Raw genomic sequence first — 25,301 nt, 5'->3', positions numbered from 1 at the left:
TTATGGCACAGATACAGCAAGATAAAAATAAACTTAACCTAACGCCCCGGCGTTTTAATATGTGGATATTTATATTCACCTCATTTATGTTTTTTGCCGCGCTTACCAGTGCATTCATTGTGTACAGCGGAGGTAAAGGTCATGCGCTTAATGTAATTATGCCGCAGGTGTTCATGTTTAGTACGGCAGCTATTGTATTAAGCAGCGTAACCATGTTTCTGGCATCGCAGGCAGCCAGGAGGTTGCAGGTTGCCAAACAGCGTACTTTTTTGTGGGCTACCTTTGTACTAGGTATCATATTCCTAATTGCACAGATATATGGCTGGTATATCCTTACCTTCCGTATGGGCGTTTACTTTAGTAATCCTAATGCATCGCAATCCTTTATTTATGTATTTTCGGGCATGCACCTGCTACACATTTTGGCGGGTTTGGTGTTACTGATAATAAGTTTGGTGGGTACATACCGGAATACCCCTCAGGCTATAAATTTGTTCCGGATGGAGATGGGGTCTATTTTTTGGCATTTTGTCGATATTATATGGATTTATCTCTATGTTTTTTTACTTTTGAACCAGAATTAACAATCTATTTTAAGTACAAATGAGTACAACAGCTGTTACATCACCTATTGATGAAGTGAAAACAACGCCCTGGTCGGGCGGAAGATCGCCGTTTTCGGTAGAATATGGCAAAATGATGATGTGGTTTTTCCTGTTATCAGATGCGTTTACTTTCTCATCTTTATTAATTGCCTACGGCGCATTGCGTTTCAGCTCATCCAGCTGGCCTGCTGCCGACCTTGTATTTCAGTCCGTTCCCGGCATGATTGAGCACGGTGCTCCATTAGTGTTTGTGGGTATCATGACGTTTATCCTCATCATGAGCTCGGTAACCATGGTATTAGGTGTAGAAGCCGGTCATCGTGGTGCACGTAAAGAAGTATCCATGTGGTTAATTCTTACCATTATTGGTGGTTTCATGTTTTTGGGTTGCCAAGCGCTTGAATGGACTCACTTACACGAAGAAGGCTTCTGGTGGTCTAGAATACCGGATGCGCATGCGTTAAGAGAGGTTTTCAGAGAAGGTGAGCCTGTATCTACCACTTATGCACATCAATTTGCTAATTTGTTCTTCACTATTACCGGTTTCCACGGTTTCCACGTATTTAGTGGTGTAATCATCAATATCATTATTTTGGTGAATGTACTGGCTGGTACTTATGACAGACGCGGCAGCTACCTGATGGTTGAAAAAGTTGGCCTGTACTGGCACTTTGTAGACCTAGTTTGGGTATTCGTGTTTACTTTCTTCTATTTAGTATAATTATTTAATCTGATATTTATTATGTCATCAGAAACACAACATACAGATCATCATGACCATGCAGAGCATGAAACCATGACTCGTAAAAAAATATGGCAGGTATTTTTCATACTGTTAGGTATAACAGTTGTTGAATTTATTGTTGCCTTGGTATTGGTACCGAAAGGTATTCTTCCTTTATCTTTTGCTAATCCTATTTATATAGGTTTAACTATCTGGAAGGCATTTTGGATCGTGGCTTATTTCATGCACTTAAAGTTTGAAAAACCAGGATTAATGTATTCTTTAGGTATTCCTGTTATTTTTATTGTCGGTTTAATTTTGGTGCTTACCAATGAAAGCCATCACTGGGTGGATTTGAGGCTCTAATGAATAAACTTTCAGTTTCTTTAAAAAAGATTGTAATCCTGGTGCTCATTTTAGCAGTACCAGGATTTTTATATTATTTACTAACGGTAAAAGGCAAAAATCGTTATAAGCCACTGCCGTTTTACGGGCCAAAGCAGGTTGCTAAAACCGGGCATAAATTTCATGGTACATACATTCCCGATACTATTTATCATAAGCTTGACGATTTCAAGTTGGTCAATCAGGAAGGTAAGCCGATAACTTTAAAAGATTTTGAGTACAAAATTTTTATTGTTAATTTCTTCTACAGCCATTGCCCATCAGTTTGTGATGTAATGAACAAAAACATGCAGCGCCTGGCTGATGCTTATGGTAAAAACAGGATGGTAAAGTTTGTATCTATCACCGTAGATCCCGAACGTGATACCCCAGAAACTTTGAAGGCTTATGCGCAACAGTATAAAGCCCGACCGAACAAGTGGATGTTTCTATCAGGCGATACTACAAGCATTTATAGCATTGCTCGTAAAGGTTTTCTGGTAAACGCTGTTAAAGTATCAGACAATGACTTTGTCTATGATAACCGATTAATTTTAATTGACCAGGAAAAGCGGATCCGTGGTTATTATGACGGTACAAAAGAGGCCGATATCACCCGCTTGAACGATGAAATTAAAGTGCAGATTGCTGAAGAACTGCGAAAAATAAAAGCTCCCGATTTATAATCATGAACGTTTCCGATAAATTTATATTCCGTTTTGTAGCCGGTGTGTCTGTTTTTGTATTTTTAGTAGTGGTGATACTTAGCATGAAGGTGTTGCCAAAGCCGGATGTGCCATCAAGTGCCCTTTATTTTTTGCCTAAATTAAACGCCATATTTAACGGTACATGCAGTATACTGTTAATTATATCCCTATACTTTATACGTCATGGCAAGGTTGCCATGCATAAGCGTACTAATATTTTAGCGTTTATACTGTCGTCTTTATTTTTAGTGTCTTACATTGCTTTTCACTGGTTGGCACCCGAAACACGATTTGGCGACTTAAATGGCGACGGTAAATTAGATGCTGTAGAGAAAGCTGCGGCAGGTAGTATCCGTTATGTGTACTACATCATTTTAATTACACACATTATACTGGCAGCCGGTGTTTTACCGTTAATATTACTTAGCTTTTATAGAGGCTTACAAATGCAGGTAGAAAAGCACCGTAAGCTGGTAAGGTGGACGTTTCCGATATGGTTGTACGTAACGGTAACGGGCGTAATTGTTTACGTGATGATTTCGCCGTATTATAATTTTTAATAAATGTTTATCGGTAACTTTGTAACCATCAAGATGAAAACATTAAAACTATTCGTATTCAGCTTTTTTGCTGCATTGATGATATTAAGTGTTGAGCCCGTAAAAGCCCAATGCGCCATGTGTACCGCTAATGCCGAAGCCGGCGTTAAAAACGGTAATACACAAACCCGCGGTATTAACAAAGGCATTATGTACCTGTTGGCTGCGCCCTATCTGGCAGTTGCTGCGGTAGGTTACATCTGGTACAAAAAATACCGCCGTAAAGATGTAGACATCAACATGCGCAAAGAAAACTTTCATTTAAACTAAATGGCAAGCATCCGGTAAAAACGGATGCTTTTTAATTTTATCACATGGCAACTACCCCCAAATTCCGGGCAATGGTACAGTCGCGATGCCCTAAGTGCCGTCGCGGAAAAATGTTTCCCGGTGCCACTTATAGTATTGGCGGCAATAAAATGAACGAACACTGCCCACGCTGCGGATTTCATTTTGAGATTGAGCCCGGCTACTTTTATGCGGCTATGTATGTAAGCTATGCGTTAAATGTAGCCCAAGCAGTAAGTTTAGCAGTAGCTACTTATGTGCTTACCGGCAACATGGATTCGCCTTGGTTATATTTAATTATAATTTTGCTCGGATGCTTTATATTAGCGCCGTTCAATTATCGTTATTCACGTGTGATATTGCTTTACTGGTTATCGCCAAAAGTGCATTATCACCCGCATTTAGATACTGATGATAAAGCCTGATACTTTACAATTTTTAACTGACTTAGCCGAAAATAACAACCGCGAGTGGTTTCAGCTCAACAAAGATCGCTTTGACGCTGCGCATGAAAACGTAGTGGAGTTTGCCCGCGAATTTATTCAGGAACTTAGCAAACTGGACCCGAGTGTTGATGCTGCTCAAGAGCCGAAGAAATGCGTGATGCGGATTTATCGCGATATTCGTTTCAGTAAAGACAAAACGCCTTATAAAACCAACATGGCTATCGGCCGCGTTACCCGAAACAAGATAAAAGAGATTGGCTACTGGCTGCAAATAGAGCCCGCAGGCAAATCATTTATTGCCGGTGGCTACTGGATGCCCGAAAATGAGCACTTGAAAGCCATTCGTCAAGAGATTGATTACAATGCGTCGGACCTGACTGCCATTGTGGATACCCCTGAATTTAAGAAGCTGTTTGGCAATTTCCGTGATCAAGAAAAGTTAAAAACCCTGCCAAAAGGCTATGATGCCAATAACGAAAACATAGAGTTGCTGAAATTGAAAAGCTTTATTGCCTATCGCGATCTGGATGACAATGAACTTACACGGCCCGATGCTGCTAAAAAAATTGCAGCACTATGTGGTAAAATACAGCCGCTCAATGTATTTTTAAACCACGCAATTAATTAATAATAACTATTCCCTATAAATTATCATGAAAATTAAATACCTGTTACTGGCCGCTGTGGCGTTTATGATGTTGCATTCGTGCAAGGTGTTGTCACCCAAACAATATAAAGCACTGGTTGCTGGTCGTGATTCGCTGCAAAACCGTACCACTAATTTAGAAACTGAATTGGCTCGTTTGCAAGGTGATACCGCTCGCTTACACCGCGAAATTGCCGATTTGCAACGGAACATAGCTGATTTGCAAAAGAACTACAATACCTTAAATAAAAACTATAACGCTACCTCAAGCCAGGTAAATCAACTGTCGGGCGATTTGCAGAAACGTGAAGCCCGTTTACGTGAAGTAGAGGATATTTTGCGTAAACGCGATGAAGCAGCGAACGCACTACGCGATAAGCTGCAAAAAGCTTTATTGGGCTTCCAACAAAGCGGCTTAACAGTAGATATCCGCAATGGTAAAGTGTACGTATCGTTAACTGATAAATTGCTGTTCCCGTCAGGCAGTATTGTAATTGATGAAAAAGGTAAGCAGGCATTAAAACAACTTGCCGGCGTAATGAACAAAGAGACGGATATCAACATGGCGGTTGAAGGCCATACCGATAACCAGCGTGTAGTTAACTTGGGCCAGATTAAAGATAACTGGGATTTGAGCGTATTGCGTGCCACTTCGGTAACCCGCTACCTCACTGAAGTAGAAAAAGTAGATCCACAACGTTTAACAGCAACAGGTAAAGGCGAAACGCAGCCAATTGATCCGGCTAATACCGCCGAAGCCCGTGCCAGAAACCGCCGTATTGAAATTGTACTGACACCAAAGTTGGATGAGCTGTACAATTTGATTAATACCAAATAAAAAGCTTTTATTAAACCATATTTCTCGTCATTGCGAGGTACGAAGCAATCATTGAATTATGCTTTGTGCCTTGCAATGACGTTTTTGTTTTAGCAGGATTGTTGCTGATATTTACCATCAAAATACTTTTATGAAAACCTACGCCATCCTCTCCGACATACATGGCAACTCATTGGCCTTACAGGCAGTTTTGAACGACATCCAATCCCGTCAGGTGGATACTATTATAAATTTAGGTGATCATGTATTTGGCGCTTTAGAACCGGAAGTAGTGGCCGAGATGCTACGGCAGTACCCTGACATGATTTGCATCAGCGGTAATACCGATCGTGAGATATTGGAAAGCTTTGAAAAGCCCATCATTAAAGATAACATGGACAGGGTAAAATCATTGCTGTCTGAGCAAACATTAAACTGGCTCAAAAGTCTGCCGCAAACTGCCAGTTGCGACGACTTGTTTTTCATTTGCCATGGTACACCCGAAAGCGACGATGAATACCTGCTGGAAGAAGTAACCGCCAATGGGGTTTTTGTGTATAATGATGATGTACTGGTTCAAAGAACCAGCCATATCAAAGAACGTGTTATTTTATGTGGCCATTCACACGTTAACCGCGTAATCTACCTGTCTAACGGTAAAATTATTCTTAATCCTGGTAGTGTTGGCTTACCGGCTTATTTGGGCGTAGGCGAGCACCGTTTTGCTATGGAATCTATGACACCGCACGCTAAGTATGCCATTGTCAAGACAGATGGCAACGCTATTAATATAGAACAAATCAATTGTACGTACGATTGGCAGCAAGCTTCGGCTAATGCACTGGCTAACGGCAGCGAAAAGTGGTCTCAATTTTTACTGCATGGTCGTATGCCCAAGGATTTAAGGATTAGATAAGGAAAAGACTAACCAGCATCAGAAAAGGCAGAAAATAAGCGTTCATCCGCGCTAGGCAAAACACCTTGGCCCATATTTTCTGCCGACGCCATGCTATTTTTATCTATCTCGTGTCTCATTAACATAAAAAGAGCCAAAACTAATGAGTAATCATACTCAAGTTTTGGCTCTTATATCTTAGCTCTCGGCTTTACTTTTAAAACGGACTATTGAAATCAGCGAATGCTGGTAACACTTCGTCTTTAGCAGAAAGATTCACTTTTAAATCATCTATGCCCCAGCCAATAGCTAATGATGGGTCATTCCAAACCACGCCTATTTCTGATGCTTTGTCGTAAACGTTGGTTACTTTGTAGGTGAAGATGGTGTTGTCTTCCAGCGTTACAAAGCCGTGTAAAAAGCCGGGTGGTACCCAAAATTGTTTATGGTTATCGCCGCTCAATTCAACGGTTACATGCTGGCCATAAGTTGGCGAATTTTTGCGGATATCCACCGCTACATCTAGTACGCGGCCTTGCAGTACCCGCACCAGTTTGCCTTGTGCAAAAGGTGGCGCTTGCCCGTGTAAGCCACGTAAAGTGCCTTTGCTGGAAAATGATTGATTGTCTTGTACAAATTCCGCATCAATGCCGGCTTCTTTGTATTTAGCTTTACTGTAGCTTTCGTAAAAATAGCCACGGTCATCTGGGAAGATACGAGGCTCAATAATTAATAAGCCTTCAATAGCGGTTTCAGTTACTTTCATTATGTCGTTATAGTTCTTGCATCAGGCTGTTAAATAACACATAGCGGTTTTCAAACTGCTGGTGATGTAGGGTATGCAGGTGGTGTGCGTGCTGTGCCGCAAAGTTGTGGTAGTTATTAATATCAGGGGTAATGTACTGTATGCAGTAAGTAACGCCCTCGTTAGGCGAATCGAGCACGGCCAGTATTTTGTACGATTCAAAACAGCCGGTGGCTAAAACAGCAGGTATGTGTTGCTGCTGCATCCACTGCAGCCATTCCTGATGAATAGTTTCTTCCACCACAAAGGTTTCATTGTAAATAATCATCCCCGCAAAAATAGGAATTATGATGAGCTATCGGGCTTGTCGCCGCGTAATATTCTGAAATGTTTCCGGGCATCGTTAATCCAAATACTGCCCGGGTAATCAGTGATGATTTTTTGGTAATAAGTTTTGGCCGTTTCTTTATCGTTCAGTTGATTTTCGTACAAGTCGGCCAGCATATAAACTGCATCATCCGCCCAAAGGCCGGTAGCATGATCTTCAATAATCTTTTTAAGCGGCACCAACGCTGCAGAATAGTTTTTTTTCTGGATAAATATGCGGGCCTTCGCCATCATAATATCGTCTACCAGTGTATTGCCGGGATATTTTTTGTCAATGCTGTCTAAGGTGAGTAAAGCCTTTTCTGGCAGTTCTTCAAAAATCAACAAATCGGCACGTGCATACATTTTTAGGGCATTACCGGCTGTATCAATAAGAACGTTGTCTGATATAAGTAGTGACAGATTCAGTGCATCATTGGCAATCAATTGCGATGTAGCCGCTTTAAGCACTTTTAGTTGTCCTTTAGCATAGCCAAAATCGCCAGTGTAATAAGCTAATTTAGCATTACGGTAATTGGCATCCTGTGCCATTGGCGTGCCCGGATAAGCTTTTTCAACCTGGCTATAAGTTAAAGTGGCTTCCCAGGGTTGATTGTTCATCAGATAAACGTCACCCAAATCCAGCTTACAACCGGCCATCAATTGCGGGCGTAATGTGTTTATAGCAACTGACTCTTCTAACAGCTTTTGTGCATCATTTAACTTATGTAATTTAAAGGCCTGCAGGTTGGCTAGCTTTTGCATGGCGAAAGCGGTGCTGCTGGTTTTGCCAAATTCGCTTAACAAACTCATGTAATCTTTTTCCAAGCTTAACAAGTCAGCCTGTACATACCTACCGGTAGTAATTTTTAAGCTTTTGGTATTTACCAATTCTATTTTTGAGGGTACATACAATTCGTCATTGCGGGTGGTTTTAGTAAGCAGATATTCATACCCGCGTATGGCGGCGTCATAAGCGCCATTGGCTGTAAGTGTGCGGCATAGCTCAAAAATATCATTATCGTTATTGCTGCCTTGTCGCCGGTTAAGTGCCAAGGCTTGGTTAAGGGCCTGATCGTAATCTTTTTGTTGCAGGTACTGCCAGGTGAGCAGGTTAGTGAAGACGATTTGTTGCGGATCTTTTTGCAGGCGCTTTAACACCGCAATACGCAGCATATCGTAATCGGCCTCGCCTTCAAAAAGAGAGGCTAATGTGTTTTGCGCCTGATTCAGAAAAACTGGGTTTTCGGGCAAAAAGGTTAGATATTCTTCTACCAGCGAAACCTTGTCGCGTTTGTAGCGGTACAGGCTAATTAGCTCGTTGGCAAACAACTTATCATCATGTAATATCTTTCGGCCCTGCCTGAAAATTTTAACCGCATAGTCTGCATTTTCCGACTGGTAAAACTGCATGGCCAGCGTAGTAATAGCGTTTTGATTAGGGGGTAAATTTTTAAGCAAATCATCATACACCTCGTTGGCTTTGTCGTTGTGGCCTTGTTGTGTATAAATTTTACCTAATATAATGGCATACTGGTTTTCGCTAGGATGCTTGCGCATAGCCTTTTTGGTAATGTTTTCGGCTTCGTCGAGCTTCTTTAAACCGATTAGGCTGTTAACATAGTACGAGTAATAAAGCTCATTATCCTGCTTGTAAAGTTTTTGGTAAAGGTCAAAAGCTTTTTGCGTTTCGCCGTTAAGGCTATATTGATAAGCTAACTGCAAATCAGTACTTTGGGCAAAAATTGGGGTAGCACCCATTATGCCTGCAACCAAAAGCAGGAGTATTTTGTACTTCATTTATTCAAAAATAACCAATTAAACTTGAAAAAATTATGCTATTTGCTGTCATGATGTTATACGTTGTTTAACGGGTAAAATTATAGTGACATTACTTTTGCGTTGATGAATTTTATCTAATTTGACCTGATTTGAAATTCGGGGTGTTTGTGATTGTTATGTTAAACCGCATAAAATATTTATTGATCGTTTTATTGCTGCAAGCTTTGTGTTCCTGTAATAGGGATAAGGTGCGGCAAATTCCAGTGCGCGATTTTTTCAAAACCCCCGAAAAAAGTTTCTTTAAAATATCTCCCGACGGTAAATACGTATCTTACTTAAAACCATTTAAAGACAAGCAAAACCTGTTTATCCAATCGCTGGCTGATGGTAAGGAAGAAATGGTTACCTCGTTTGACGATTATCCGGTGCGCGACTACTTTTGGACTTATAACAACCAATTGGTGTTTAGCCAGGATATCATTGCGCTGGATCAGTTCAAGCTGTATGCGTTGGACATCAACACGCATCAGTTGCATAATTTAATTACACAAGATAAGGTTCGGGTGCGTTTATTGAGTCGAAGCCGTAAGCAACCTGATATCATCACCATAAGTTTAAATAAGCGAAATCCTGCAAATTTTGATGTATACCGGTTAAACCTTAAAACTGGTGAAATGAAACTTTATATTGCTAACCCTGGCAATATTGTGGATTGGTTTTCGGACGACGATGGGAATATCCGCCTGGCTAAAGCGTCTGACGGAGTTGATAACACAATTTTGTATCGAACTACCGATGATGCACCGTTTAAGCCTATTATCAAAACTAATTTTAAAAATTCGGTTGACCCGATTGCTTTTACAGGTAAGGGAAATACGTTTTACGCGCTATCTAATGTAAACCGTGACAAATCTGCATTGGTAGAAATTGACGCCGCCACCGGAACAGAAAAAAAAGTAATATACGCTACAGACAAAGCTGATGTTTTAGAGGTTGGCTATTCGCGTCGTAACCATGTGTTAGAGTACGTGAGTTGGGAAGACGCCAAGCCGCACAAACAATATCTGGATACTAGTGCCGGTAAAATTTATGCCGACCTGAAAAGACAATTACAAGGCAGCGTTATCCGTTTTGCCGATCGTGACAGTGCAGGTAAAAAGTTTGTAATTAGTACGTACACCGACCGTAGCCCGGGTTCAAATTATTTGTATGAAAGCGAAACGGGCAGGCTTACGCAGTTGAGTGATAACAACAACGGTATTAATCCTAACGAGCTATGCGCTATGCAGCCGGTATCATTCAAAGCAAGCGATGGGTTAACGATTAACGGTTACTTAACTTTGCCACAAGGCGGCAATAAAACCAATTTACCTATAGTAGTTATGCCACACGATGGCCCCTGGAACCGCAATAGGTGGGGGTACAGCGCCGAAGTGCAGTTTTTGGCCAATCGTGGATATGCCGTGTTTCAGGTTAATTACCGTGGCTCTACCGGATACGGAAAAGCATTTTTTAGTGCAGGTTTTAAACAGGTAGGTGGCAAAATACAAACTGATATACAAGATGGTGTAAAATGGCTCATCAACCAAAAAATTGCCGACCCTAAACGAATAGCGATGTTTGGCGGCGGCTTTGGTGGCTTTTCAGCATTATATGGTGTGTCTTTCCATCCCGAGCTATACAACTGCGCTATAGTACAGTACGGTCTTATCAACTTTTTTACATTTTTTAAAGATGCGCCCCCTTATGCCAAGCCATTTTTGCAGATGAACTATGAGATGGTGGGTAACCCTGAAACCGACGCTATTCAACTGCGGGCCATATCGCCGGTGTTTCATGCCGATAAAATCAAGGCGCCGTTGCTTATCTTTCAGGGAGAAAAAGACCCACGGGCTAATATTAGTGAACTAAACCAGTTTGTGCGCGAGCTTCGCAAACGCAATGTACCTGTAACATACATTTTAAAAGCTAACGAACGGAAATTTTTTAGGAGCGAACACAACCGTATGGAAATGTATGCCCAGATTGAAAAATTTTTAGATAATAACTTGAAGGTTAAACCGTAAACTTTGTGCTATGGAAGCGCCTAAAACAGTTTACCAAAAAAACTTCTCGCTTATTGCGGCTTTCCTGATACTGATATCCGTTACGCTGGTAATTGCCTTACTGATTGCATACCGCTTTACGGCTACCTATGTAGAAAATGAGTTTACCTCCAAAAAAATAGATGTCTGGGAACAAACCATTAAACCTTACAACGACTTTTTTCAGAACCGTATTCCCGAAATTACATCTTACCAAGGCTTTTTAGATTCGGCATCCGCGGCCAATTATGCCGACTCAGTTTTTCGGGACTATGCTTTTGTGAAACAAATTGTATTTCATGAAATAACCATTGGCAGCCAACTACAAAACCATTCCAGTTACAAGCATTTAAGTATTACTGATAAAGCAGCTTACCAATACCTGCCTAAAAACGGAAATATACAGGGCCGTAAAAAAAGCAGCCCAGACGAGGATGACGATTTTAGACACATTGCAGCTAAATTCAGTAGTTATATTACAGAAGCAGATACTGGGCGAGTGCCCAATCAGGATGAGATTTATAAAACTTTTTATGATGTTAAGCCAAGTAAAATCAGCTACCTGAATATTCCTCGACGTGAAGAGTTAAAGATATACCGCGAATTACAGCAAACAGGTCGGCCATCAGCTTACTATAAGCAAAACTTGATGACATTTTTGCTGGATCCTTATGCCATCACCATCCGCAATACACACCCCGAACTTTACCAGCAAGTGTCTATACAACCTGTTGTATATGATTCGCTAAATGATGAGGGCAAAATTTTTACTGAGGCAGCATTTCCGGGTGCTTTTGCCGATTACAAGTTGTATTTCAGTTCTAACCGAGATCATTTAAATGCTGAAATTAACCGGCGTTTTATGCCTACAGCTGCGATAGTATTGCTGATTTATGCCTTTTTGGTGTTGATTGGCTGGCTTATTTACCGTAACTTAAATACCAACCTTAAGCTGTTTAAGTTACAGTACGATTTTATTAACAACTTTACGCACGAGTTTAAAACCCCCGTAAGTGTTATTAAGATAGCTGGCTCTAATCTGCGTGGCGATGGTGAATTGAGTGAAAGGCAACGCAAGCATTACGGCAAAATACTTGACGAAGAAGCCGACAAGCTGAACGACCTGATGAACAAACTGCTCTCTTTTACGCAGATTGAAAACCGGTCTATCAAAATTCATAAACAAGAAATTAATGTGGATGATTTTGTTCAAAAGTACATCAATACCTTTCGCATCAAATATCCAGAATTTAAGCTGAATTACGAGGTAAACGATGTTGGTAGCTTTTACACTGATCCGGTGTTGCTGGGCAGCATTTTTCAGAACCTTATTGAGAATGCGTATAAGTATTCTAATCCCGACAGGAAAGAGCTTTTTATACAAATATATCAGGATAAGCACTATATTGTATTTTCGTTTGCAGATAAGGGCATTGGTATACCTAAAGCAGAAGTTGGTAACATCTTTAAAAAGTTTTACCGGATAGAAAACCAATATAACCAAAATGGCAGCGTTGGACTGGGTTTGGCTTTTTGCAAAGAACTGGCTAATTTTATGAACGGAGATATACAGGTAAAAAGTAAAGTAAATGAAGGCTCGGAGTTTATTGTTACCTTGCCTTACGAGAGTTAAACATGAACAAAGAAATTAAAATTGCACTAGTTGAAGACGACGAGAACCTGCGTTTTTTAGTAGCCGAACGTCTGGAAACTGAAGGCTACAAAGTACTGGAAGCTGCTAACGGTACAGACGCCGAAAAAATTATACTGGAGAATACCCCTGATATTGTTTTGCTGGACTGGATGCTGCCCGGCCAACAAGGTTCGGAAGTTTGTGCCCACATCCGCGAAAAAGGCTTTGATAAGCTGGTGATTATGATGACCGCCAAAGCACAAGACATTGATAAGATTGAGGCATATAACTTCGGCGTATCCGATTACATCACAAAGCCGTTTAATATGGATGTGCTGGTGGCGATGATTGATAACAAAATCAAGTTTTCGTTGAACAGCGAAAAGTCGGAAATACATCGCTTTGCCGATATGGAACACCATCCCAACACGCATTTGCTGGTTAAAGGTGGCCGCAAAATTGAGCTGACCATATTAGAGAACCGCATTTTGCTGTATTTCCTGAAAAACAAAAATAAGGTTATCAACCGCGAGGAACTGATGATGGAAGTATGGGGCTACAATGCCGATGTAAATACCCGTACGCTGGATATGCACATTGTGCGTCTCCGCAAAAAAATAGAAAACAACCCCGATTCGCCACAGTACCTGCAAACAGTGCGGGGCGTAGGATATAAGTTTTCTTACGAATAAAAACCTTTCATCCGGTAGGCTACAATAACTTACCGGATTTTTTATGGTTAAGCTTGCCTGCGGTAAGCTTTGGCCGAGATAAATTTTCCGAAAAAGGTTTTCTGACCGGATAGCAAATATTGGTATCTGTTAAATAATTTGCTGGTATCAGGCAAGCCTGCTACTTGTACTGCTCCCCATATTTTAAAAAACAGATACATGCTTTGCAACATAAGCCGCTGCCAAAACGGGCCGGTTAATTGAAAGTCGGTATCCAGCCAAATTCCGTTGGGCTTTAATTGCTGATGTAGGTGGGCAAAGGTTTGCTGTAAACGTTCTTCTGTAAAGTTATCGAACAAAAAAGCGGTGATGATGGCGTCAAAAGGTACAGTTGATGTATAGCTATTAATATCAGCTATAATAAACTCAACATGGTTATGGCCTGCTTTTCTTCTACGGGCCAGGGCAGTCATGTTGGCCGATACTTCAACATAAGTAATGTGCAGGCCGGTAGGATGATTAGCTGCTAATATTTCTAATATCCGGCCCGTACCGCCGCCAACAATCAAAATGCGACTGCCTGGACTAATTAGATTCAAAAAATAACTTTGTGCGTTAACCTGTGCCTTGCCGAAAACTAAGTACGACAAGCGGTCGTAAAACCAGGCAGTGCGGTCATAGTTGGCAGCCATGTTTAAAGCAAGTTAAAAACAATTAAAGAAAGATATTGCAGAACCAGCACACTATCTAGATAAAAGAAATAATAGTACTCATCTCGTTTCCAGGTCGAATTAAATATTAGCCAGCCCGTTAATACAGTTGTGACTGTTAAAGCCCAAAAGTCGGTACTAAAGCCGTTGTTGCGAAACAAAAAGAGCAGGGCTATATAGCCGGCCAGTAACACCTGGCAAAACAAATAAGCTTTCTTTTCGCCCCAAGCTACTGGTATGGTTTTTAATCCGGCAATTTGATCCTGAAACAAATCGCGAATATCAAAAGGAACCGTTAGTGCACCAATGAAGAGAAAGCGTTTAGCGATAAGGATAATGGTGTCTGCAGTTGATACTGTAATAAGCTGCGTATTTTGTGCTTCCAGCACCGGTAGCCATACACAGCTTAACGTCCAAACCAAGGTAATCAATAAAGCTTTTAACCCGGGTACATTGCGCAACCCCGATTTGCGTCCACCTTTAGTAAACAAGGGCAAACCATAAGCAAAAGATAAGGCAGCTAAAAACAGTAACAACAACTTTGCCTGGTTAGATACTAAAAAGAACAAAGGTATGAGCGATAGCAGCGCAATAACCGTAATGGTAACCATTAACCTATGCCGTGCAAAAAACCACCTCACGCGGCGATAAGGCGAATTTTCGGGATGCTTGGGCCGGATAATAAGGATGCAGAAATTATACAGCCCTAGCGTTGAAGTAAAAAGGAGGGCTAGTACCGAATAAACAGGTTGCGCACCCACCAAATGAAAAGTAACTAATCCCTGAGCTACAGCGCACAAAGCCATAAAGATATTGCTGAATAACAGAAAATCGAAAGCAGCTTGCAGGTGTTTTTTCATTTATAAATGCAATGATAAACAACCTGCGTTTGTTTGAGAATAGTTTTTTGTTTTGCGTGGTGCTTTTTTAACTTCTTTTCGTTCTCCGTTAGGATAAGGATGTGTTTGAATCACAGCCTGTGGTTGTTACTTTTTCTTTTGCCGGAAAAGAAAAAGTAACCAAAAAGAGACCTCTCGGCCGCACCTTCTTTCTACTCAAGATAGTGCTTGTACTTGCATCAGTAGCTACCGAAAGAAGCTGAATGCCGAATCTTTTTTAATGGCTGTTCTATCAATTCTTTAATTCCATAAATTCCGGTTCAGACAAAAAAAGCGCAGAGGCCCGCTATCGCGCCCGGGCCAGCGTTGGGCATGAGGGCAGACAGGTGATCGCAACAGCTAGGCTTTTTTGGTTCTTTTGTAGCTATGACAAAAGAACTAGCCCCTGCGGCAATGAGCAGACGAAGTAAGTTTAATGGCACTAACACAACGATACTAACAAAAAAGCAATTATACTCTCTTCGGATCCTTACCTGCTTTCAACTCAAAAATGGTAATCTCGGGCAAAATGCCAACACGACCGGGATAACCTAAAAAGCCATAGCCTACATTTACGTACAATTGTTGCGGTCCTTCATGATAAAAGCCTGCCCATTCTTTGTAAACAAATTGGATAGGGCTCCACTGAAAATGTTCGGTTTGTACACCAAACTGCATACCGTGGGTGTGACCTGAAAACATTGCATCAATTTGAGGATAATGCGGCAGCACCTGTGCACGCCAGTGAGAGGGATCGTGAGAAAGAAGCAGCTTTACCGGTAAATCATCAGTGTTTTGTACAGCTAAGTCCATACGGCCGTATTTCGGAAAGCGGCTCAGTAACCCCCAATTTTCAATACCCAAAATACCGATTTCTTCGCCGTCTACTTTTAAACGACGATTTTCATTCATCAGCAAATCCCAGCCCATATTTTTGTGGGTAGTTTTTAATTCGTCCAGGTTCTTTTTCTTGGCTGCTGCGTCGGGCCACCAAGCGTAGTCGCCGTAATCGTGGTTACCCAAGGTTGAATACACACCCAGCGGGGCTTTTACTTTAGCGAAGATATCCTGATACTCCCGCATTTCACTGCTGATGGCATTTACCAAATCGCCGGTGAAAAATATGAAATCTGGTTTTTCGCCAAGTAACAATTCCACACCGCCTAATACAGCCTTTTTGTTATAGAAGCTTCCGGAGTGGATATCAGAAATTTGCCCCAGTTTAATACCGTCAAATTTTCTGGGCAGATTAGGTAAATACAAAGTACGCCTGCGCACACGATAATCATACACGCCATTGATGATGCCGTAGCTTAAGCCTGCTAAAGGCAATGATGCGGCAATTAAACCGGCTTTAATCAAAAATTCTGAACGCGGAATAGCATCAGGCTTAGGCTCGCTGGCCGGGAATTCCGGCTCTGGCTTATTGCGTTTACGAGCAATCGAAAGAGATAGGCGGCGAATATCATCCACCAAAATAAAAGGAAGGAAGCATACTTTACAAGCTAACAACAAGAAAAATAGCAGTAATATGGCTCCTTTAAGACCGACCGAAAATTTTATAAAAACGCTGGTAATTAAACCGATAACTAAAATGATAGATACTGCCCAATAAGCTATTAAAAAATATTTGCCCTGTACAATACGAGATTTTTTAAGCGTATGGCGTAAACCATTGCTTATATAAAAATCGGCCAGAATAAGGCCGATGCAAATGAGGATTATTGTAGGCGCTTGCCCCTCCATAGTTTAATTTTAATGAGAATCTATAAAAATATCATTGCGAGGAACAAAGCAGTTTCTGCAAACTTATAGCTGTTGATAAGCTTGCAGAAAGTGTTTTGCTCCTCGCAATGCGGGTATTTGGTTTTCTTAATAACGGTCGTCGTCTAAATCGTCATCGTCGTCAGGCTGTAGGTTAAACAAGCTGTCGAACATATCCGAAAATGCAAAGCCATTATCCAAAAATCCTTTATTCAATTGTGAAAACTCGGCTAAACCGTGCAATACAAACTCCATTAACAGCAGTTGCTGGTTCTCGCTCAGGCGTGGATGAAACTGTTTGATAACATCTTTTAACCCGGTTACCGAATTTAAAGCCTTTTTATATTCTGCTTGTGGCAAATCATCAATCAACGATACATTGTTGCCGGCAGCAAACCAGCCCACCACTTCGCCATATGGATTTGCTTTTTTACTTTTCTTCGCTTTCTCCGGATCGGGGAAGTATTGCAGCAACAGGGTGCGAATTGCTTTGCCAATCAAAATATTAGCCACCTTAGCCGGACCTTCCAACTCACCTTCATACACCAGTTCTATTTTACCGGTAATGGCAGGTATCACACCCAAAAAGTCTGATATGCGCACAAAGGTACTTTTTTCGCCGTTAATAATCATGCGGCGCTCGGCATTGCTAATCAGGTTCTCGTAAGCCGATATAGTTAAACGGGCAGATACACCTGATTTTTTATCAATATATTCTGAATTACGGGCTTCAAAAGCAATCTGTTCTACCAAATCTTTCACTAAGCCGTCAGCTTCTACCGCTACACGTTGTTCTGGTGAAAGCAAAGCTTCCTGTTGCGTGATTTTGCGCGAAATTTCAACCGAGCGTGGATAGTGTGTTAATATCTGGCTTTCAATACGGTCTTTTAACGGCGTAACAATGGAACCACGGTTGGTGTAATCTTCAGGGTTGGCGGTAAATACAAATTGCAAATCCAGCGGTAAACGCAGCTTAAAGCCACGTATTTGGATATCTTTTTCTTGCAAAATGTTAAACAATGACACCTGGATACGCGCCTGCAAATCTGGCAACTCATTTATAACGAAGATGCCTCGGTGTGCGCGTGGTATCAAACCGAAGTGAATAACACGCTCGTCTGAATACGTTAATTTTAAGGTAGCGGCTTTAATAGGGTCTACGTCGCCAATTAAATCGGCTACGGTTACATCTGGCGTAGCCAGCTTTTCTGTATAACGCTCAGAACGGTGTACCCAGGCAATAGGGGTGTCATCGCCTTTGGCTTGTACCTCATTATGGCCATACCATGATATTGGATTTAGTGGATCGTCATATAATTCAGATCCCTCAATATAAGGCATGTATTCGTCCAACAAGTTCACCAGCAGGCGGGCAATACGTGTTTTAGCCTGACCGCGTAAGCCTAATAGTAAGATATTATGGCGGGACAGGATAGCGGTTTGCAAATCCGGGATTACCGTATCCTCATAACCTACAATGCCTTCAAATCCGCCTTCGCGTTTTTGTAGTTGTGAAATAAGGTTTTCTCTTAGCTCTTCTTTAACCGACCGGCTTCTATAGTCAGTCTTTTTAAGTTGACCAAGGGTTTTTATGTTTAAAAGTTCGTTTGCCATTCGTGTGTTTTCGTCAGTAGTTTTTATAAGTGCAGATTACCGTACAGTTTTTCTGCGGTTTTTAATGTAGTCTTCAAAAATGTATTCGCCCAAACCGGTTAATGAGCTATAGAATGCCCGGCCACCGTTGGTTTCGGTAAACTTCCGTACAAATTGCTGCAGGTAAGGGTCGCGCGCAATCATAAAGGTGGTAATCGGTATTTTTAACCTTTTGCATTGTGCAGCCATGTTTAGTGTTTTGTTTACCACTTTACGATCCAGCCCTATACTGTTTTTATAATACTTGGTGCCTTCTTTTAAACAAGTAGGCTTACCGTCGGTAATCATAAAAATCTGCTTATTGTGCGTTTTGCGGCGGCGCAACAAATCGGTAGCTAATTCCAAACCGGCGTAGGTATTGGTATGGTATGGGCCAACCTGTAAATATGGTAAATCCTGCAAGCTGATAGGCCATGCATCGTTGCCAAACACTACAATATCCAAAGTATCTTTCGGATACTTGGTGCGAATAAGCTCGGCCAGTGCCATGGCTACCTTTTTAGCTGGCGTAATACGATCCTCACCATACAAAATCATGGAGTGCGATATATCGATCATCAGCACGGTAGAAGTAAGAGTTTTGTAGTCCATCTCCTCTACTTCTAGGTCGCGCTCAGTCATCATAAAATCGCCGATACCATGGTTTACCTGGGCGTTGTGGATAGATTGTGTCATATCTATCTGATCCAAACTGTCGCCAAACTCAAACTCGCGGCGCTCGGAGTTTTTTTCATCACCCTGACCGGATTGTGGTGAGCGGTGATTACCCTTGCCCGATTTTTTAAGTTTGCCAAAAATCTCTTCCAGTGCCGATTGCCGGATGCTTTGCTCCGTTTTAGCCGTAATATTAAATTCGCCGCTTTGGTTATCTTCAGATAAGTAACCTTTTTGTTTCAGCTCGTCTATGAAATCACCCATGCCATACTCGTCATTGGTGATGTTGTATTGCTTATCCAGCTCGTTTAGCCATGCCAGAGCTTCGCCTGCATCGCCCGAGGTATAGTTCAGCAATTCTAAAAACAGTTTTAATAATTCGTCGAAACCGCCTTTCGGAATTTCGCGCGGGGTAAATTTAGAAAACCCGTAACCACGCATAATATACCTTTCTTAAAAATAAATTAACGGAAAAAAGTTGGTTAAAGTTTAGCGGTTAATGAGGTTTAACCAGAATTTAATGAAATAATGACATTGAAGTAGAGTCAAGAGTATACAATAATATAGTTGGAAGCTATAAAAGCTGATCAATGGTGAATAAATGAATTATGCTAGCCCACGTAATATATCCAACTTATTCCTCGGGGCGTTAGGGGATAGAAAATTTGGAATGGTATCCATACTTCTTTTAGGGCGTGTTAATAAATCAACAGGCCATTCGGTTAATCTGTGCTCTTTAATATGTATATACTGGCCGTCTTCAGGTTCATCTATATACTCATTTTGCAAAACAAGTGCTATTGGCAGCTCTGCCCCAATATTTTCTTTTGAAAAGGTCAGGGCGTCTTCATAATTTTCAAAAACGTAATAATAATCATTACCATCCTCTATATCGGGAGCTCCATTATCAGGATGACACCAAACCCTATATTCAAGTACATCATCCCAAACATATCCACCACCTGAGTTTACAAGTGCCGGATATGTACCTATTAAATTAGTGTCTTTGACTTGAGGATAGTTCGACATTCCTTACATCTCTGCTGGATAAGTTGGATTAGCGCCGCGCTGGCTGGCTACAAACGAACCTACTTTGCAGGCTTTTTCCAATGTATCGGGGATTGGCTGTGCATTAAGCAAGCCTGCTACTAAGGTAGCTAAAAAGGAATCGCCGGCACCAACGGTATCCGCGACTTGTACCGGGAAGCCAGGATGCTCATAAAATTTCTCGTCGTGCCATATCATAGCGCCGTTTTCGCCACGGGTTACGCAAATGGTATCCACATGAAATTTGTGTTGGAACTCGGTGATTTTATTTTGCAGCGATTGCTGACTGCTGCCAATCAGCAAATCTGCTTCTTCTTCATTCATTTTAATGACGTTTGCCATGGCCGCCAGCGTTTCGATGGTGTCTAAATCATAATGCGGTGCGCGCAGGTTTACATCAAAAATGCGTAACGGAATGCGGGTTTCGCTCAGCAAATCGAGCAGGGTAGTGCGGGTGTTTTTGCCACGGCAGGCCAAACTGCCAAAAACAATGGCCGATGCAGCTTGTGCTTGGGTGGTCAGTTCATCGGTGGGTTGAATATTGTCCCATGATACCGGCTCGGGTATAGTGTAGGTTGCATGACCGGCTTCGTTCAATTGTACGGTAACTTCACAGGTAGGCAGGCGGTCGTCCAACTGAATAAGTGGTGAAGCCAGCTGCCGCTGATTCAAAAAGTCCATCAGCTCATCGCCCGACTGGTCTGTTCCCACACGACTTACCATCAGGGCGTCTATACCTTGCTGTCGAAGGTGTTGCGCCACATTAAGCGGTGCGCCGCCTACTTTTTTACCATCGCTAAAGGTATCCCACAATACCTCGCCAAAACAGAGTACTTGTTTGCTCATATAACACGGATAGATGAAATGTAAATCTACAAGATTTTACTGATGCAATTGTTTAGATTTAGCGTATGAAAAAATATGTTCTATGTTTTTTGACGCTATTGTGTACCTATTGCGGCTTCGCACAAGATAAGCAAGCCATCCTGAAAGTGCTCGAAACACAGCGCCAGGCCTGGAACCGTGGCGATTTGGAAGCTTATATGCAAGGCTACTGGAAATCGGACTCGCTGTTGTTTGTAGGCAAAAGCGGCCCTAAATATGGCTGGCAAACTACCTTAGATAATTACAAAAAAGGCTATCCTGACAAAGCGGCTATGGGCCAATTAACGTTCAGAATATTAAAAGTTAATTTGCTGGATAAAACGAATGCTTTTGTATTGGGCGGTTGGCAATTACAGCGCGAAAAAGATGCACCCGGCGGCTATTTCACGTTATGGTTACGTAAGATAAATGGAGAATGGAAGGTTGTGGCCGATCATAGTTCGTGATGGTTAAAGTCAAAATTAAAAGAAGCTGTCATCTCGAACGATAGTGAGAGATCTTGTACGAGGGATTACGCCGCATTTATAAGATTTCTCGTTAGCACTCGAAATGACAGGTTTTATTCTGATTTAATTCAATGATAGACGTATCAACTAATTAAACAAAAACGTTTGTTAGTAAGTTAGCATACCAATGCCAACTGCCAATAAATTACCCTTCGACCTCGATACCATGCTCAGTCGCATTGAGCAAGCCGTGGCGCAGTACCCAAAGGCTGCCATGTTTGATTTGTATGAGCAGGGATATACCTCGCTGTTTGAGCAGCTGATATCCTGCATCATTTCTATCCGTACGTTGGACGAAACATCTATACCTGTCTCGCTCCGCCTGTTTGCCAAAGCACGTACGCCTGAAGAATTGCTAAAGCTCACACCGCAGGAGCTGGAAACTTTATTACATGGTTCATCTTACCCCGGCCAAAAAGCCTATACCATGCTAGGTATTGCTAAAGTAGCTGTTGAGCAATATAATGGCGAATTGCCGGCCGATTTTAAAGTGCTGACTGATTTGAAAGGCGTTGGCCCTAAATGTGCCAACCTGGCTTTGGGTATTGCGGCGCAGGTGCCGGCCATCAGTGTGGATATACATGTACACCGGGTAGTAAATAGATGGGGGTATATCAAAGCCAGCCAGCCTGAAAAAACTTTATTGCAACTGGAATTGAAAGTGCCGAAAGAAAAATGGATTGATGTTAACCGGTTGTTGATGCCTTTTGGTAAGCACATTTGTACCGGCAATTTACCGCATTGTTCTACTTGTCCCGTACTGGGTTACTGCCAGCAGGTAGGGGTAACGAAGCATCGGTAAAAAAAGCGTATAAACAAAAATGTCATTTCGAGTGATAACGAGAAATCTTTCGAAAGCGATAAGCTTGTCCGCTTCCAAAAGAGCTCTCACTAGCGTTCGAGATGACAAGGTCAATTAATTATTTATAACAAAATTACCTTGGCTCGCCCGCAGCCAGTGCTTTGTTGGCGCGCTCAACGGCGAGGTTTTCCTTCCAATCCATATAGCGCTTTTTGTAACGGGATTTCATGAAATTATCGAACTTGCGCTGGATTGTAAGGTTGTACAAACTTTTGGCTTTGATAGCCCATGATTTGTCCCAGGCACGTAGCGAGATAGAGAATGAACCGTCCAGGTATTTCATCCAATGCCAAAAGCCGGTAGGCATAAACAGGGTATCACCATGCTCCAAAATAGTTTCCTGGCCTTCTATGCCATCCAATGCCGGGTATTTGCTAAAATCAGGGTTCTCGATGTCATAATCTTCCAGCGCGTAGGTGGCAAACGGAATGCAGTACAAACGTTCTTTCCATTTGTAATCAAACAGCATTACATGCTTACGGCCGTGGAAGTGCGTATGGAAGATATGGGCTAAATCAATATCATAGTGCAGGAACGTTACCGAACCAGCGCCGCCAAAAAACATGTTGGGGTATTTGTCTAAAAATCCACCCATCAGGTCTTTGGGCGAGCGATAGTCGTCCAGTAAATTGGGGGCATGTTTTATAGGGTCAAACAAAAAGATACGCAGGTCGGTCGGTTCTTTTTGTATCAGGTCGATGTAGTCGCCAAACTTCATTTCTGAAGCGGCAGCATTAATAGGTTTTGTAGGGTCAGCCTTTGAACTATCGTAAAGCGGCACTATTTGGTCGCCCACTTTTTCTTTCAGATATTCAAAGGTCCATTTTTGCAAAGCCGGCCAGCTTTCGGTAGCCTTACGGATAACCAGCGGCTTGCGCGGATTTAAGTAATTGTTAATAAAATCCTCTTTACTGATATTATCAACCCGATCAATCGGGGTAAGAATCAAACCCATAGTTCACAATTAATTAACGTACAAATGTAACTAATTTTGAAAAGCAATAAATACATGCTTTGTTTTTGATTAAAGGCTGACAAAATAAATAAGCCCGGCGCTCAGGGCTGCCGGGCTTGATAATATCAGACGAATTGGTAAAACTGGTGGTAACTTAGTTAGGCAGTAACACAGCATTTACCACGTGTATCACGCCATTTTTTTGAAAAACGTCGGCAATAGTTACCCATGATTTGCCGCCTTTGTCGTCTACCAAATAAAGTTTCTTACCATCAACCATAGCTGTTAAAGTGCCGCCACTTACGGTGCTTAACGTAGCTTTACCGTTACCAGCTTTTACTTTGGCCATTAAATCGGCAGCGCTTAAACGGCCGGCCACTACGTGGTAGGTAAGCACTTTAGTTAGCATAGCTTTGTTTTCAGGTTTTAGTAGCGTAGCTACGGTGCCTTCAGGTAATTTATCAAAAGCAGCGTTGGTTGGTGCAAATACGGTAAACGGACCATCACCTTTCAACGTTTCTACCAAACCTGCAGCTTTTACAGCAGCCACCAGGGTGGTGTGGTCTTTAGAATTTACGGCATTGTCAACAATATCTTTGGTTGGATACATGGCTGCACCGCCTACCATTTTGGTTTGTGCAAATGTTTTTGGTGCGGAAGCCATAGCTACTAGGGCAAAAGCCGCAATCAGTAATTTTTTCATGACGGTTATGTTTTGAAATATGACTGAAATACGGCAACCAACCACACACGGATTTTTTTAAGCGTTAACTACTTAAAACCGCAGTGCGTAACAACTTAAGAACCAAAAAAGGTTTATTTACGTTGCAGCATTGCTGTTTTTGGCTTAAAAGAAAAGTTCACCGGCAATGTAATCGGCATACAATTTGCCTTCGGAGGTAAGGTACAGGGTTTGATTTTGCTGATACATCCAGCCTTTAGTTAAAAAAGTTTGGGCATCCTTTAAAACCTGACGTGATGCTTTGTCGGCAATGCTGTCCAGCTTGTTTAAATCCAACCCCCATATAGTACGGGTAGATGTCATGATGTATTCGTTCAGTTGGTTTTCTTGTGTCAGTTCTTCAAGCTCGGCAGCTAAGGTTTCGGCATCAAGCGCTTTTAGGTATTTGGCGTTGTTTGCTACATTCCATTGCCGGGCAATGCCGTTGTAGGAGTGTGCCGACGGGCCAATACCTAGGTATTTTACACCCTTCCAGTAGTTAGAGTTGTGGCGCGAGTACTGACCGGGCTTACAAAAATTTGAAATTTCATAATGTTCGAAGCCTGCAGCCTGCAACGTGTTCATCAATGTAACAAACTGCGTAGCACTTTGCTGATCGTTTACCGGCGGCGTTTGCTTCTTTTTAATGAGGGCTGCCAAGGCAGTACGCGGCTCCACTGTCATGGAGTAGGCTGATATATGCGGTATTTGGTACGATAGCATTTGGGCAATGTTATGTTGCCATTTATCGTCGGATAATAAAGGATAGCCGTAAATCAGATCGGCGGTGATGTTGGTAAAACCGGCATCTTGTGCACGTTTAATAGAATTTTCAGCTTCGTTGCCCCGGTGGGCGCGGTTCATCCAAATTAAATCTTCATCAAAAAAAGATTGAATACCGATACTGAAACGGTTAACCGCAGTTTGACGCAGGGCGTTTACTTTCTCGGCACTCAGGTCATCCGGGTTCGCTTCCAACGTTACTTCTGCCTCCGGTGATACTTGGTGATAACGTGTAACAGTATCCAGTAAAAAGTTAATTTCGCCCGCATCTAAAACAGATGGCGTGCCACCGCCAAAGTAAATGGTTTCGATGCGTTCGCCGCCCAGGTAATCTTTTTGCAGGGCTATTTCTTTTCCTAAAGCTGCTACAATTTCGCTACGGTACCTTTGCGAGGTGCTGAAATGAAAATCGCAGTAATGGCAGGCTTGCTTACAAAAAGGAATATGAATATAAATACCGGCCATGCTGCAAATTTACGAATAATATTACT

28 protein-coding genes are annotated in these 25,301 nt (G+C 41.9%); 15 read left to right on the top strand and 13 right to left on the bottom strand.

Annotated elements, in window-relative coordinates; genetic code table 11:
* Positions 1–2: 2 nt before the first annotated feature.
* The 10 genes from GPM24_RS02805 to GPM24_RS02760 all read left to right on the top strand — a co-directional run bounded on the left by GPM24_RS02805 (position 3) and on the right by GPM24_RS02760 (position 6,132).
* Positions 3–584 (top strand): cytochrome c oxidase subunit 3, encoded by a 582-nt coding sequence (locus GPM24_RS02805; protein ID WP_158825216.1) that lies wholly within the window; start codon positions 3–5, stop codon positions 582–584.
* Between the two features lie 19 nt (positions 585–603).
* Positions 604–1,326, top strand: coding sequence for a cytochrome c oxidase subunit 3 (locus GPM24_RS02800; RefSeq protein ID WP_158825215.1), 723 nt, complete (start codon positions 604–606; stop codon positions 1,324–1,326).
* Positions 1,327–1,347: 21 nt separating this feature from the next.
* Complete coding sequence (locus GPM24_RS02795; protein WP_158825214.1) at positions 1,348–1,695, top strand: cytochrome C oxidase subunit IV family protein; 348 nt, start codon at positions 1,348–1,350, stop codon at positions 1,693–1,695.
* A complete protein-coding gene (locus tag GPM24_RS02790; protein WP_158825213.1) occupies positions 1,695–2,399 on the top strand; it encodes an SCO family protein in 705 nt (234 codons plus the stop codon). The genes GPM24_RS02795 and GPM24_RS02790 overlap by 1 nt, the downstream gene beginning before the upstream one ends.
* 2 nt (positions 2,400–2,401) lie before the next feature.
* On the top strand, positions 2,402–2,980 hold the full coding sequence (locus GPM24_RS02785; RefSeq protein WP_158825212.1) for a DUF420 domain-containing protein: 579 nt from the start codon (positions 2,402–2,404) through the stop codon (positions 2,978–2,980).
* Positions 2,981–3,013: 33 nt separating this feature from the next.
* Complete coding sequence (locus GPM24_RS02780) at positions 3,014–3,289, top strand: hypothetical protein (protein ID WP_158825211.1); 276 nt, start codon at positions 3,014–3,016, stop codon at positions 3,287–3,289.
* Between the two features lie 44 nt (positions 3,290–3,333).
* The gene (locus GPM24_RS02775) at positions 3,334–3,732 is read left to right on the top strand and encodes a DUF983 domain-containing protein (RefSeq protein WP_158825210.1); all 399 of its coding nucleotides are present in this window, start codon (positions 3,334–3,336) and stop codon (positions 3,730–3,732) included.
* Complete coding sequence (locus tag GPM24_RS02770; RefSeq protein ID WP_158825209.1) at positions 3,719–4,381, top strand: DUF2461 domain-containing protein; 663 nt, start codon at positions 3,719–3,721, stop codon at positions 4,379–4,381. Before GPM24_RS02775 ends, GPM24_RS02770 begins: the two co-directional genes overlap by 14 nt.
* A 25-nt stretch (positions 4,382–4,406) precedes the next feature.
* Complete coding sequence (locus tag GPM24_RS02765; protein WP_158825208.1) at positions 4,407–5,237, top strand: OmpA family protein; 831 nt, start codon at positions 4,407–4,409, stop codon at positions 5,235–5,237.
* Between the two features lie 130 nt (positions 5,238–5,367).
* On the top strand, positions 5,368–6,132 hold the full coding sequence (locus GPM24_RS02760) for a metallophosphoesterase family protein (protein WP_158825207.1): 765 nt from the start codon (positions 5,368–5,370) through the stop codon (positions 6,130–6,132).
* A 196-nt stretch (positions 6,133–6,328) separates the two neighbouring features.
* Here GPM24_RS02760 and rfbC read toward each other — a convergent pair whose 3' ends face one another.
* Genes rfbC through GPM24_RS02745 form a run of 3 tightly spaced genes read right to left on the bottom strand, consistent with a single transcriptional unit; the run spans position 6,329 to position 9,022 of the window.
* Positions 6,329–6,877, bottom strand: a complete 549-nt coding sequence (rfbC, locus tag GPM24_RS02755) for a dTDP-4-dehydrorhamnose 3,5-epimerase (protein WP_158825206.1) — start codon at positions 6,875–6,877, stop codon at positions 6,329–6,331.
* A 7-nt stretch (positions 6,878–6,884) separates the two neighbouring features.
* Positions 6,885–7,184: a DUF4286 family protein gene (locus tag GPM24_RS02750; protein WP_158825205.1), complete on the bottom strand. Its 300-nt coding sequence runs from the start codon at positions 7,182–7,184 to the stop codon at positions 6,885–6,887.
* A gap of 17 nt (positions 7,185–7,201) precedes the next feature.
* Positions 7,202–9,022 (bottom strand): tetratricopeptide repeat protein, encoded by a 1,821-nt coding sequence (locus GPM24_RS02745; RefSeq protein WP_158825204.1) that lies wholly within the window; start codon positions 9,020–9,022, stop codon positions 7,202–7,204.
* 230 nt (positions 9,023–9,252) lie between these two features.
* On the opposite strand from GPM24_RS02745, the gene GPM24_RS02740 reads away from it, so the two are divergent.
* From GPM24_RS02740 to GPM24_RS02730, 3 genes are read left to right on the top strand one after another with little or no spacing between them, the layout of a single operon-like run.
* Positions 9,253–11,070: a S9 family peptidase gene (locus GPM24_RS02740; protein WP_158825203.1), complete on the top strand. Its 1,818-nt coding sequence runs from the start codon at positions 9,253–9,255 to the stop codon at positions 11,068–11,070.
* A gap of 10 nt (positions 11,071–11,080) precedes the next feature.
* Complete coding sequence (locus GPM24_RS02735) at positions 11,081–12,721, top strand: sensor histidine kinase (RefSeq protein ID WP_158825202.1); 1,641 nt, start codon at positions 11,081–11,083, stop codon at positions 12,719–12,721.
* A gap of 2 nt (positions 12,722–12,723) precedes the next feature.
* On the top strand, positions 12,724–13,413 hold the full coding sequence (locus tag GPM24_RS02730) for a response regulator transcription factor (RefSeq protein WP_158825201.1): 690 nt from the start codon (positions 12,724–12,726) through the stop codon (positions 13,411–13,413).
* 47 nt (positions 13,414–13,460) lie between these two features.
* Here the strand turns inward: GPM24_RS02730 and GPM24_RS02725 are convergent, their stop codons facing one another.
* The 7 genes from GPM24_RS02725 to GPM24_RS02695 form a co-directional block, all read right to left on the bottom strand.
* Positions 13,461–14,084 (bottom strand): class I SAM-dependent methyltransferase, encoded by a 624-nt coding sequence (locus GPM24_RS02725; protein WP_158825200.1) that lies wholly within the window; start codon positions 14,082–14,084, stop codon positions 13,461–13,463.
* Between the two features lie 2 nt (positions 14,085–14,086).
* Positions 14,087–14,962, bottom strand: coding sequence for a UbiA prenyltransferase family protein (locus GPM24_RS02720; RefSeq protein ID WP_158825199.1), 876 nt, complete (start codon positions 14,960–14,962; stop codon positions 14,087–14,089).
* A gap of 489 nt (positions 14,963–15,451) precedes the next feature.
* Positions 15,452–16,726: a metallophosphoesterase gene (locus GPM24_RS02715; protein WP_158825198.1), complete on the bottom strand. Its 1,275-nt coding sequence runs from the start codon at positions 16,724–16,726 to the stop codon at positions 15,452–15,454.
* A gap of 126 nt (positions 16,727–16,852) precedes the next feature.
* Positions 16,853–18,358 carry a sigma 54-interacting transcriptional regulator gene (locus tag GPM24_RS02710; protein WP_158825197.1) on the bottom strand — a complete coding sequence of 502 codons (1,506 nt, stop codon included), beginning with the start codon at positions 18,356–18,358 and terminating at the stop codon, positions 16,853–16,855.
* A gap of 36 nt (positions 18,359–18,394) precedes the next feature.
* Positions 18,395–19,492 (bottom strand): vWA domain-containing protein, encoded by a 1,098-nt coding sequence (locus GPM24_RS02705; protein WP_158825196.1) that lies wholly within the window; start codon positions 19,490–19,492, stop codon positions 18,395–18,397.
* A 165-nt stretch (positions 19,493–19,657) separates the two neighbouring features.
* Positions 19,658–20,080 (bottom strand): GCN5 family acetyltransferase, encoded by a 423-nt coding sequence (locus GPM24_RS02700; RefSeq protein ID WP_158825195.1) that lies wholly within the window; start codon positions 20,078–20,080, stop codon positions 19,658–19,660.
* Positions 20,081–20,083: 3 nt separating this feature from the next.
* Positions 20,084–20,944: a carbohydrate kinase family protein gene (locus tag GPM24_RS02695; RefSeq protein ID WP_158825194.1), complete on the bottom strand. Its 861-nt coding sequence runs from the start codon at positions 20,942–20,944 to the stop codon at positions 20,084–20,086.
* Between the two features lie 65 nt (positions 20,945–21,009).
* Here GPM24_RS02695 and GPM24_RS02690 point away from each other — a divergent pair, with 65 nt between their 5' ends.
* Positions 21,010–21,429 carry a YybH family protein gene (locus GPM24_RS02690; protein WP_158825193.1) on the top strand — a complete coding sequence of 140 codons (420 nt, stop codon included), beginning with the start codon at positions 21,010–21,012 and terminating at the stop codon, positions 21,427–21,429.
* A 226-nt stretch (positions 21,430–21,655) separates the two neighbouring features.
* The gene (locus GPM24_RS02685) at positions 21,656–22,291 is read left to right on the top strand and encodes an endonuclease III domain-containing protein (protein WP_199269680.1); all 636 of its coding nucleotides are present in this window, start codon (positions 21,656–21,658) and stop codon (positions 22,289–22,291) included.
* Between the two features lie 133 nt (positions 22,292–22,424).
* Here GPM24_RS02685 and GPM24_RS02680 read toward each other — a convergent pair whose 3' ends face one another.
* The 3 genes from GPM24_RS02680 to hemW form a co-directional block, all read right to left on the bottom strand.
* Entirely contained in the window at positions 22,425–23,306 is an 882-nt protein-coding gene (locus tag GPM24_RS02680; protein WP_158825191.1) for a cupin-like domain-containing protein, read from the bottom strand.
* A gap of 154 nt (positions 23,307–23,460) precedes the next feature.
* Positions 23,461–24,009, bottom strand: a complete 549-nt coding sequence (locus GPM24_RS02675; protein WP_158825190.1) for a fasciclin domain-containing protein — start codon at positions 24,007–24,009, stop codon at positions 23,461–23,463.
* 144 nt (positions 24,010–24,153) lie between these two features.
* Entirely contained in the window at positions 24,154–25,275 is a 1,122-nt protein-coding gene (hemW, locus tag GPM24_RS02670; RefSeq protein WP_158825189.1) for a radical SAM family heme chaperone HemW, read from the bottom strand.
* Between the last annotated feature and the right edge of the window lie 26 nt (positions 25,276–25,301).

It is taken from the genome of Mucilaginibacter lacusdianchii (genome assembly GCF_009770985.1).
Classification (GTDB): domain Bacteria; phylum Bacteroidota; class Bacteroidia; order Sphingobacteriales; family Sphingobacteriaceae; genus Mucilaginibacter; species Mucilaginibacter lacusdianchii.
Note: the sequence above shows the minus strand (reverse complement) of the source record. Positions and strands in the feature narration are given on the sequence as shown.